Below are 2,253 nucleotides of genomic sequence, written 5' to 3' on the forward strand. Positions count from 1 at the left end.
GCATTTTTACTATGCGTTGTGTTTATCGTTTAAGGTGGTATGCGGCGGCTTTGGTATTGCGTTGCTCACCCCTTAACAGGGCGTTATAACCACGGCATAAAATGGAGTATTTATGATAGCAAGGGAATGGAAAGCTACCTGTCCGAAGGAGCATTAAGAAGGGTTTATTGTGTACCTTTACGAGACAGGCATAAAAGACACATCAGCCACCAAAGGTTTTCTTGGGGCACAAATTCTGAATCGAGATTTAGGAGATGATGCTGAAATCACGTTGCTGACTTACTGGGAAGACCTAGATTGTATTAAGTCGTTTGCAGGTGAAGATATCAGTATTGCTAAGTTGTACCCAGAAGACGAGAAGTACAAATTAAATCCTGATCTCCACGTGAGCCATTATGAAGTCCGCGAGAACATGTGGTTATAACAAAGCGTTTAAGAGGGATTCTCAACGCTTGGCAGTTTTGGTTCAAAGTTGAGCTTTTGTGTTTATGGCACAATGGTTTAAGTTAGGTGGTATCGCGTTGTTCACCCCTTAACGCGGCGTTATGTAACAAAGGAAAGTTCGAGCATGGAAATAGTTACGGATAGACTGAAAATGACTCAAATTACGGACAAAGATTGGGAGTTATTTAAGTCTTTACATCGTAACCCTGCTGTTATTAGTTTATGTTTCGATGAACCATCGACCATAGAAATCAGGGAAAGATTTGAATCACGGTTATCTTTGTGGACTAAAGGCTCGGGAAACTGGCTATGTTTTACAATGACTGTACTGGAAGCTGGTGAAAAAATAGGTGTCACTGGCTTTTACCTTGTTGATGGTGATGCAGACGTTGGGTATTTAATTCTCCCTCAGTATCATGGTCTCGAGTTTGGTACAGAATCATTGAGGGCTTTAATCAAATGGGCTTTCAATGAACATGCTATTAAGGCATTCAGCGCAGTCGTCACAGAGGGCAATGTTGGTTCAGAGAAAGTGCTTATCAAAAGTGGCTTTTCTCTAAAAACAGTAATACCCAATGCCTATAAAATTGGCGGTAAGCTGATCGCATTTATTGCATCGAAAATATTGTTACATAACAAACAGTTCAAGTGGGATTCAGCACGCGTGGCATTTTTAGTATGCGGTGGTTCCAGTGTTGAAGTGCCATGCAGTAACATCGGTATTGCGTGCTTCACCCCTAGTTGCCAACGAGGAAAAATGTACCTAAAGCAGAATGTTTAGGGCCAATGTCCGTGTGTTTTTGGCTAGGTTTTCGTATTTCAATTTCTAGTTATTAGGTGTTGTGAAAATCGTGCTTTGGTTCCTTGCGCGATTTGGGTTTTCTGTTTCAGAAGCTGATTAGCTTGTTGAAAGCCTGCTCTGCTGCATTATCGTTCCAAAAGGTTTGTTTGGTGTTCAAATTCCGTTTTCTACGGCGTTGTAAATTCCAAGTGGTTTCAGTGACAGGCGCTTTGAAACTGCGCCTGATCTAAGTATCTCAAGATACGAAATATGGGCGTTGGCAAAGTCCAGTAAACTTCAAGTCACTGCCTTGGGCTTGGCAACTAACAAACTGTTCAAGAGGGATTCCCAACGCTTGGCGGTTTGGTGTTAAATTTGGTAAACGTGTTTACGGTGCTGTTTTTAAGTAAGGTGGTGGCGTTGGTCACCCCTTAACAGGGCGTTATGCTACCGATCGAAATCTTCAATAAGGAATACCATGAAACAGAATATTGTCCATATTGCTTTGGTTGTAAAAGACTATGATGAAGCAATTGATTTTTACGTAAACAAACTCAAATTTGAGCTGATTGAAGATACTTATCAACCTGAACAAGACAAACGTTGGGTGGTTGTAGCTCCACCAAATTCTCATGGTGTTACGTTGTTACTTGCCAAAGCCTCGAAACCAGAGCAGCATGATTTCATTGGTAATCAAGCCGGCGGCCGAGTATTTTTGTTCTTAAATACAGACGATTTCTGGCGTGATTTTGAGCGCATGAAATCGATTGGTATTAACTTCGTCAGAGAGCCAGCAGAACAAGACTATGGAACGGTAGCTGTGTTTGAAGATTTGTATGGAAACTTGTGGGATCTTCTTCAATTAAACCCAGATCACCCAATGGCGAAAAGGTAGCATAACAAACAGTTCAAGAGGGACGCAGCACGCGTGGCATTTTTGGTATGCGTTTATTTCAGTGTTGAAGTGCTATGCAGCGGTTTGGTCATTGCGTGCTTCGCCCCTTAACTGGGCGTTAACTGGCGCAGAA

At 42.0% G+C, this 2,253-nt stretch carries 3 protein-coding genes; all 3 read left to right on the forward strand.

Going from position 1 to position 2,253, the window contains the following annotated elements; all coding sequences use genetic code 11:
* The first annotated feature begins 169 nt into the window (after positions 1-169).
* The 3 genes from BIW15_RS06435 (at position 170) to BIW15_RS06450 (ending at position 2,120) form a co-directional block, all read left to right on the forward strand.
* A complete protein-coding gene (locus BIW15_RS06435) occupies positions 170-424 on the forward strand; it encodes an antibiotic biosynthesis monooxygenase (RefSeq protein WP_021822758.1) in 255 nt (84 codons plus the stop codon).
* Between the two features lie 144 nt (positions 425-568).
* Positions 569-1,225 carry a GNAT family N-acetyltransferase gene (locus BIW15_RS25455; RefSeq protein ID WP_179115239.1) on the forward strand — a complete coding sequence of 219 codons (657 nt, stop codon included), beginning with the start codon at positions 569-571 and terminating at the stop codon, positions 1,223-1,225.
* A gap of 478 nt (positions 1,226-1,703) precedes the next feature.
* Entirely contained in the window at positions 1,704-2,120 is a 417-nt protein-coding gene (locus tag BIW15_RS06450) for a VOC family protein (protein ID WP_021486673.1), read from the forward strand.
* Positions 2,121-2,253 lie beyond the last annotated feature (133 nt).

It is taken from the genome of Vibrio sp. SALL6 (assembly GCF_002002385.1).
In the GTDB taxonomy this organism is placed as follows: Bacteria; Pseudomonadota; Gammaproteobacteria; order Enterobacterales; family Vibrionaceae; genus Vibrio; species Vibrio parahaemolyticus.